11 protein-coding genes are annotated in these 7,031 nt (G+C 42.1%); 1 reads left to right on the top strand and 10 read right to left on the bottom strand.

From position 1 onward, the window contains the following. Positions 1 to 78 precede the first annotated feature (78 nt). Positions 79 to 495: a hypothetical protein gene (locus V7L07_RS24475; protein ID WP_335061425.1), complete on the top strand. Its 417-nt coding sequence runs from the start codon at positions 79 to 81 to the stop codon at positions 493 to 495. A gap of 533 nt (positions 496 to 1,028) precedes the next feature. Here V7L07_RS24475 and V7L07_RS24470 read toward each other — a convergent pair. The 10 genes from V7L07_RS24470 to radA all read right to left on the bottom strand — a co-directional run bounded on the left by V7L07_RS24470 (position 1,029) and on the right by radA (position 6,905). Continuing rightward, positions 1,029 to 1,181, bottom strand: a complete 153-nt coding sequence (locus V7L07_RS24470; protein ID WP_335061424.1) for an HNH endonuclease — start codon at positions 1,179 to 1,181, stop codon at positions 1,029 to 1,031. After that, positions 1,171 to 1,413 (bottom strand): hypothetical protein, encoded by a 243-nt coding sequence (locus V7L07_RS24465; protein ID WP_335061423.1) that lies wholly within the window; start codon positions 1,411 to 1,413, stop codon positions 1,171 to 1,173. The genes V7L07_RS24470 and V7L07_RS24465 overlap by 11 nt, the downstream gene beginning before the upstream one ends. A gap of 129 nt (positions 1,414 to 1,542) precedes the next feature. Next, the gene (locus tag V7L07_RS24460) at positions 1,543 to 1,794 is read right to left on the bottom strand and encodes a DUF2283 domain-containing protein (RefSeq protein ID WP_335061422.1); all 252 of its coding nucleotides are present in this window, start codon (positions 1,792 to 1,794) and stop codon (positions 1,543 to 1,545) included. Between the two features lie 141 nt (positions 1,795 to 1,935). Beyond that, positions 1,936 to 2,916, bottom strand: a complete 981-nt coding sequence (locus V7L07_RS24455) for a WD40 repeat domain-containing protein (protein WP_335061421.1) — start codon at positions 2,914 to 2,916, stop codon at positions 1,936 to 1,938. A gap of 165 nt (positions 2,917 to 3,081) precedes the next feature. Continuing rightward, the gene (locus V7L07_RS24450; RefSeq protein ID WP_335061420.1) at positions 3,082 to 3,225 is read right to left on the bottom strand and encodes a hypothetical protein; all 144 of its coding nucleotides are present in this window, start codon (positions 3,223 to 3,225) and stop codon (positions 3,082 to 3,084) included. 95 nt (positions 3,226 to 3,320) lie between these two features. Next, positions 3,321 to 3,545, bottom strand: a complete 225-nt coding sequence (locus tag V7L07_RS24445; RefSeq protein ID WP_335055488.1) for a type II toxin-antitoxin system HicB family antitoxin — start codon at positions 3,543 to 3,545, stop codon at positions 3,321 to 3,323. A 2-nt stretch (positions 3,546 to 3,547) separates the two neighbouring features. Further along, entirely contained in the window at positions 3,548 to 3,871 is a 324-nt protein-coding gene (locus V7L07_RS24440) for a hypothetical protein (RefSeq protein ID WP_335061419.1), read from the bottom strand. A 90-nt stretch (positions 3,872 to 3,961) separates the two neighbouring features. Continuing rightward, positions 3,962 to 4,240 carry a hypothetical protein gene (locus V7L07_RS24435; RefSeq protein WP_099102210.1) on the bottom strand — a complete coding sequence of 93 codons (279 nt, stop codon included), beginning with the start codon at positions 4,238 to 4,240 and terminating at the stop codon, positions 3,962 to 3,964. Between the two features lie 325 nt (positions 4,241 to 4,565). After that, complete coding sequence (locus tag V7L07_RS24430; RefSeq protein WP_335061418.1) at positions 4,566 to 5,291, bottom strand: Uma2 family endonuclease; 726 nt, start codon at positions 5,289 to 5,291, stop codon at positions 4,566 to 4,568. Positions 5,292 to 5,378: 87 nt separating this feature from the next. After that, on the bottom strand, positions 5,379 to 6,905 hold the full coding sequence (radA, locus tag V7L07_RS24425; protein ID WP_334779589.1) for a DNA repair protein RadA: 1,527 nt from the start codon (positions 6,903 to 6,905) through the stop codon (positions 5,379 to 5,381). Positions 6,906 to 7,031 lie beyond the last annotated feature (126 nt).

The raw sequence follows: 7,031 nt of genomic DNA, 5'->3' as shown, positions 1-7,031 counted from the left end.
TGAGCTAGAAACCCTTTGGCAGGCATAATAATGCTGAATGCACGGATATATCTAGTTTACCATTTATGCAATTGAAATGTGGAACAGCTTATTACTACTATCCGCGAAAAGTTACCGTTCTTGATTGATTTGACAACGGAGGAGCGTAAAGCTTTACCCAAGCTGGGGGATAAGAGTCGGGCGTTTGTGAGTAAGGCGTTGGAAATCGGCACACAAAACCCTGACTTCTTACCTCGTTCTTTTGACTTGAATGAAATGCGCCAAGATATCGAATTATTTGAAGCCCTGTATCCCATTTTGCTGTCGTTGACGCAACTGCAAGAACTGGTGGATGATACATCTGTGGCTGTTGGTAGCGAAGCTTATGCGGCGGGATTGATGGTATATAACTATGCGAAAGTCAGTGGTAAAGGCGCGGGTTTAGAGTCAATGATTGATGATTTAGGACGCAGATTTGCCCGGAAAGCTAAAAAAGTACAACCACAAAGTTCATAAGGGGCTTCCAACAAATAAATTATCCAATCTTGTGGGGTGGACATCTTGTCCGCCCTTGGCTATGGGCTATCGTGTCGCCCACCCCACAAGAAGTAGTTGAGTATTTTTTTATTTGGAGTTCCCTAAGTCGAGAAATTAACTCAATGCTTCTACTTAAAATCTAAAACTTTGAGCTTCTGAGTTTGGGTGTTTCTGTTTCAAGTGAAAAACTCCCAGTCAGAAGCTCAAGTTTTGCTGTTGTCAGCAAGAACGTTGTCGTTTCAAGTGAAAATGTTTTGATTTTAAACGAGAACTTTCCGGTTTCAAGTGAGAACGTTTTTGTTTCAAATGAGAATGTTCTGGTTTTAAACGAGAACTTTCCGGTTTCAAGTGAAAATGTTTTCGTTTGAAGCCGGAAAGTTTGTGTTTAGAACTAAACAGTTGTAGGTTAAAGAGCAATAGGGTTTGTAGCGCTTCTCGGTTGAGTGGAATACTGACCTAACCCCCAGCCCCTTCCCTACAAGGGAAGGGGAGTAAGATTCAAAGGCTCTTTCCTAATTATTAAGCTCGTCAGAACCACCAATAGATTTTGGTATCAAATGGTCTACTGTGAATCTGGTTGTGGAAATACGTTCGGGAGAATGGCAATACTCACACAGATAATTGGCGCGTTTTCGGACAATTTCTTTAGTAGCATCATCTATCATTGTGTTGAGCTACTAGCATCGCGTTGATATGGGTGAAAATTCTATCTAGTTCTCCAATTTCTTCAAGTGCGATCGCTTCTTCTGGAGTTAGTAAATCAGCTTTTTTGCGTTCTAAGAGTTCTTCCATCCGTGCTTGCAGTTCATCATTAAATTTGAATAGGTTAAATTTATCCAGCTTTTCTATTCTGATACTGCCAATCAAGGATGAAGGTCTAGCAATTACGGTTGTCATAGTCAGCATGATACAATTTATGATATGTGTTTCTCTAAAGATATTAGATCAAGTAAAAATTCTATAAATATCTTTACGATGTGCGACTCTTAGCTATGTTGTACCTTGGATCGTAAGTAATTTTCATTGTCAGGCTGTTGTTTTTTCAACATTTGTCATGTTTTCACTAGTAACTGACAAACCTATTCCTTCAATAATTACTTGGCGGAGAGTTTCTTGTCCACCAAATCGTTTGACAGCATCTAATATCTCGATACCAGCTAATAGTCCTTCTGCATCATAATCGGCGGCGATTCCTTCAGCTAAATGTTGCGTTGTTACAGTGGTTTCGCGGAAAGTGATACTGAGAGCATCAACTTCGGCATCATAGCTAATTTTCATAGGAATATCTCTGTTTAGAAGTAATAAGTGTAAACGGTTATAACTACAATTACTGTGGCTTTTTCCATGAAGATTGGGCGGATTCGTTTTGTAGCATAAACCTTACCATTCCATTTCTTTCAAGATGATATTTTGACGCTGTTATTCTACAATTAACTGCGATCGCCATATTTTGATATTCCCGTTCTTATCTCCCGCAGCCAGCCAATCTCCATCGGGGGTAAAGGCGAGGGATGTAACTGAGTCGAAATGACTGAGAGTGCAAATTTCTTTCCCTGTTGCTATTGACCACAGTTTGATAGTCTTATCTTCACTACCACTGGCCAGAATTTGCCCATCACTACTGATGACGACGGAATTAACTATCTGGGAATGACCAGTCAGGGTGCAAATTTCTTTCCCTGTTGCTATTGACCACAGTTTGATAGTCTTGTCTTCACTACCACTAGCCAGAATTTGCCCATCACTACTGATGACGACGGAATTAACTATCTGGGAATGACCAGTCAGGGTGCAAATTTCTTTCCCTGTTACTATTGACCACAGTTTGATAGTCTTGTCCCAACCACCACTAGCCAGAATTTGCCCATCACTATTGATGACGACGGAATTAACCCGTTCAAAATGACCAGTCAAGGTGCGAATTACTCTACCTGTTGTCACTGACCACAGTTTGATAGTGCTATCCCAACAACCACTAGCCAGGATTTGCCAATCACTACTGATGGCGACGGAATTAATCATGTGGGAATGACCAGTCAGGGTGCGAATTTCTTTCCCTGTTGTCACTGACCACAGTTTGATAGTGCTATCCCAACCACCACTAGCCAGGATTTGCCCATTACTACTGATGGCTACGGAATTAACCCTCTGAGAATGACCTGGGATGATGTGGGCGCATTCCCAAGATGTAGATGTATTGAGACGAGATATTACTGGTTGTGTTGGCGGGATGGGACTTGCACCCAACAAATCCAACCACTCCTGCACAGACTGGGGACGAAACCTATAATTTAACGCCATCCCCTTCATAATTGCCTCATTCACCCTGTCGCTAACACTGCCATTCAACTCCTTGGGTGCTTGTAGCGTAAAATTTTGCAGTCTAGCTGGTGCTGGCATAGGCAATTGTCCAGTCACTAAAGAATATAATGTAGCTGCGAAGGCGTAAACATCAATATATTCTCCATAACTCCTGCCCTGGATTCCACGCCATTGGTCAAAACCGTAGTTTTACTGATATTTTTATTTTTGCACACCATAAATATCAGTTTTTGGCATCTTTACTCAGCTTTGCTCATAGGCTGTTAAGAATTCGTCCCGTGAGATACCTACTTGAGTGCAAATTGCTCTTAATGTTCCTGATTTAATTTGAGATTGATTAGGCATTACTAATGGTGTCTGCGAGGCATCTTCATTTTCTCGCGCCATGACAATATGTTCACGTTACCGAACAATGCGAAACCCCAATAACGCAAATCCTTTGATAACTTTCTTTTTAGGCGCATCAATAGGAAACTTCGGCATTAAATAGCCACCTCTGCTTCTGTCAGAAAAGCCTCAATTATTGGTGAGTCATCTTCGAGCATTTCTTTGCCAAATATTTCAATGTAGCAGCGAATAGCTGACTTGATATCGGCTAAGGCTTCTTCATAAGTGTCACCTTGACCAACGATCGCCCCTTTTATACCCAGAGGGTAGGCAACATAACCGTCAGAATGTTTTTCTACAATAATTTTGATTTGTTTCATCGCTAGAGCTTTGGCAAGGGAGATTTTAGGCGATTCTGATGGAGCGTACAATAAGCAGTATATTCAATCGTAATCAATTTATGGCGATCGCTTTTGCTAGCTACAGACTGTACACCTGCTTGGGATGATGTTTGTTGAATCAATCTTATTAATAGGCGCAGCCCTTCATTAACTGCCCCAGAATCTGGAAAAATTGCTGCTACATCGGGATCTAACTGGACTGTTAGGGTGGATCGTTTGCGCCCTTGACCCCGCGCTATAACTGGGAGTTGAGTAAAGTCGTATTCAGGACGTAAGTCATCATCCATTTCAAAGGTCTGACTCATAAGTTTTGCGTTCCTTACGGGTAGCTGGACTTTAAGCAATGTTCAGAACCCCGACTTTTCAAAAAAGTCGGGGTCTAAGTTAGATAGGGGTTATTGCGTTAAAATTTGACGGCTTAAAATACTCATTACCTCACCTGGGTTGGCAGTTGGTAGCAGTGGACTCCAATCTCCTACACTGGCATAGCCAATTACCTGCAAGTAGTGAATTGTACTGCTAACGGCTTTGGGAGAACCAATCAGTAGATGCTTAATCGGTTCTCTGTTGGGAAATGGCTGTGCAGTTGATTCCTTGCGGGTGGGTGTATCTAAATTTTCACCCAGGTATTGCTTTAACTGTGATTGGGCAGACTTTTGTAATTGTGCCATCATTGTATTTATCTCCTGATAAGGGGGACAGATAACGGCGATCGCATTCTTCTTTCCGGGATTAGGCGATCGCCTTTATCATGTCTTTATATTAAGGTATAAATTTATACTTGTCAACTAACAACTTGAAAATTATTAATAATAATTTTCAAGTTGTTACGGGAATAAATTAGCCTTAGCTTTGGTATTATTAGCAATAATAATTAACAAAATAATCTCAACTTTTGGCTGTAATTAGTATTATTTAAAATCTCATCTTTCTAAAAAAAAATGCTAGATTTAGCAAATTTTTCACTAATCTAGCAAACCTAAATTATTTACAGGAAGTCTAATCTTCTGGCTCAATTCCCGCCGCCCGCAATTGTGCTGCTAGTCGTTCGGCGCGTTGGCGTTCTTGTTCAGCGCGTTGGCGTTCTTGTTCAGCTAATTCTGTTGCCCAAGATAGAAGGTTTCCTTGTTCATCCCACCACCGTAACCACTTTCCTGTGCGGTTTTCACGAGTACCTTGGGACACTCCAAGGTAAAGATTCATTTCTGCTATCCAGTAGCGTTGATTTTCATTAGGCTCTTGCAAAATGTACTGTTCTGTGGTTAGGCGATACATCTCTAAACTGCCGCTATCTGGCTCAAAGATAATGTAGTTTGGTACTTTTAAAATGCGCTCGTAGAAAAACCATTTTCCTGGGGGATATGTCGCTTTGATAGAATACTCTGTCTCCTGTGTATCGGAAATAAATTCCATCACAATTACGGGAATGTCACCCTGTAATTGAGGGGTGTAACTGCGTGTTACTTCTTCTCTACTAACATTAATTTTGGCAATGAAAGCCCAATCAGGGGCTTTAATGACCATTTTGTTGTTTAAAGTGGCACAAATGCCGTAATTAGTTGTTGTTAGGGCGTTAGCTGAAATTTTTCCGGCTAATTGTAGGCTTTCCGTGAGTGCAGCAGCTAAAGCTGGTTGGTTGATGTTATCCACTGGATCATCCGGTAGTTTGTAATCATCGGGTAGTTTTTCCCAAGTGATTTGGTAGTCTTGGGTGAGGGTTGTCATAATGGGTTTTCCTTTGGAGTGTAAAAGGGACTGGGGATTGGGGATTGGGGATTGGGGAATATTTTTCTAATACCCAGTACCCAGTAGTTACTCATCTTCATCGGGTTCTAAATCGTCGGCTGTCAGTTCTTGATGGGGGATGGCGGCGATAATCGCATCTATTACTTTAGAAACTGGTAATATCTCAATATTCAAGTCGGGGAATTTTGTCCCTTTGGGCACGATCGCTCTTTTAAATCCCAACTTAGCTGCTTCTTTCAACCGCAGTTCCATTTGGGAAACCGATCGCACTTGTCCACCTAACCCAACTTCACCGATTAATACTGTACCGGGATCGACGATTCGATCACGGAAACTAGCGACAATTGCGATCGCTATTCCCAAATCTACTGCCGGTTCTTCGACATTCAACCCACCCGCAGAAGCAACGTAAGAATCTAACTTAGACATGGGAATTCCCACTCGTTTTTCTAAGACGGCGAGAATTTGCACTAGGCGATTGTAGTCTACGCCAGTTCCAGCCCGCCGAGGGGAAGGGTAGCTGGTAGGACTTACTAAAGCTTGCAATTCCACAACGATGGGGCGAGTGCCTTCGCAAGCAACCACAATTGCCGTACCTGGTGCGGGATCGTCACGGTTGCCTAAAAATAGCTCTGAGGGATTGGAGACTTCTCGCAATCCATCTGTCACCATTTCAAAGATGCCGATTTCGTGGGTTGCACCGAAGCGATTTTTAACTGTGCGTAATAACCGATGGGAGGCAAAGCGATCGCCTTCAAAATACAACACTGTATCTACTAAATGTTCTAAAACTTTTGGCCCGGCGATCGCTCCTTCTTTGGTAACGTGTCCCACAATCAGCATGGTGACATCTTCGTGCTTCGCCACCTTCATCAATGCTGCGGTACATTCCCGTACCTGAGCTACTGAACCTGGTGCAGAAGTCAGCGCCGGAAAAAACACCGTTTGGATACTATCAATCACCGCCACGTTTGGCTTGAGAGAGTCTATTTCTCGTAAAATTTCTTCTAAATCTGTTTCTGGCAGTACGTATAAATCTGCACCGATACTGTCAGGATCTATGGGAAGTGCCGGATCTACTACTACCTTAACATCCTCTTCATTAACCACACTTAGGGGTTTTGATACTCCCAAACGAGAAGCTCGTAACTTTACCTGCTGTCCCGATTCTTCACCAGTTACGTAAAGGATGCGATATTTCTGTGCTAATTGATTTGATACTTGCAGTAATAAAGTCGATTTACCAATACCTGGATCGCCACCAATCAGCACCATAGAACCAGGGACAACCCCACCTCCAAGCACCCGATCTAATTCTCCATAACCAGACTCCCATCGGGCAATTTGGCGATCGGTAATTTGATCGAATGTTAAAGAGGCTCGCGCTTTAGCTGGTTTAGCATGAGATTTGCCATTGCCTTGAGCCGATTGCCAACTGCTTACTCCCCCTCGACTGGGTACATCTACTGAGGATTGAATCGAAATTTGTTCTTCTAGGGAGTTGTAAGTGCCGCAAGCTGGACACTTACCAAACCACTGGGGCGATTCTGCTCCACATTCGTTACAAGTGAAAAAGGTTTTTGGCTTTGCCATTCTTAAATCTTATTAAATAATCTTAATATTTACTTAATTCTTGAAAAAAACTAGAAACTAATAATAGTAGTATTTAGAGCTTTTTCCAAATCAATTCATGGAATGATATCTTAATATTATGGTATT

Origin of the sequence: Nostoc sp., from assembly GCF_036916985.1 — a bacterium.
GTDB lineage: Bacteria > Cyanobacteriota > Cyanobacteriia > Cyanobacteriales > Nostocaceae > Nostoc.
This window is presented reverse-complemented; position numbering and strand designations above follow the sequence as displayed.

Bases quoted from the DNA above. Each gene is read 5' to 3' on its own strand.
- V7L07_RS24470 (WP_335061424.1), bottom strand. From the start codon at position 1,181: ATGATAGATGATGCTACTAAAGAAATTGTCCGAAAACGCGCCAATTAT.
- V7L07_RS24465 (WP_335061423.1), bottom strand. From the start codon at position 1,413: ATGACAACCGTAATTGCTAGACCTTCATCCTTGATTGGCAGTATCAGA.
- V7L07_RS24460 (WP_335061422.1), bottom strand. From the start codon at position 1,794: ATGAAAATTAGCTATGATGCCGAAGTTGATGCTCTCAGTATCACTTTC.
- V7L07_RS24455 (WP_335061421.1), bottom strand. From the start codon at position 2,916: ATGCCAGCACCAGCTAGACTGCAAAATTTTACGCTACAAGCACCCAAG.
- V7L07_RS24450 (WP_335061420.1), bottom strand. From the start codon at position 3,225: ATGGCGCGAGAAAATGAAGATGCCTCGCAGACACCATTAGTAATGCCT.
- V7L07_RS24445 (WP_335055488.1), bottom strand. From the start codon at position 3,545: ATGAAACAAATCAAAATTATTGTAGAAAAACATTCTGACGGTTATGTT.
- V7L07_RS24440 (WP_335061419.1), bottom strand. From the start codon at position 3,871: ATGAGTCAGACCTTTGAAATGGATGATGACTTACGTCCTGAATACGAC.
- V7L07_RS24435 (WP_099102210.1), bottom strand. From the start codon at position 4,240: ATGATGGCACAATTACAAAAGTCTGCCCAATCACAGTTAAAGCAATAC.
- V7L07_RS24430 (WP_335061418.1), bottom strand. From the start codon at position 5,291: ATGACAACCCTCACCCAAGACTACCAAATCACTTGGGAAAAACTACCC.
- radA (WP_334779589.1), bottom strand. From the start codon at position 6,905: ATGGCAAAGCCAAAAACCTTTTTCACTTGTAACGAATGTGGAGCAGAA.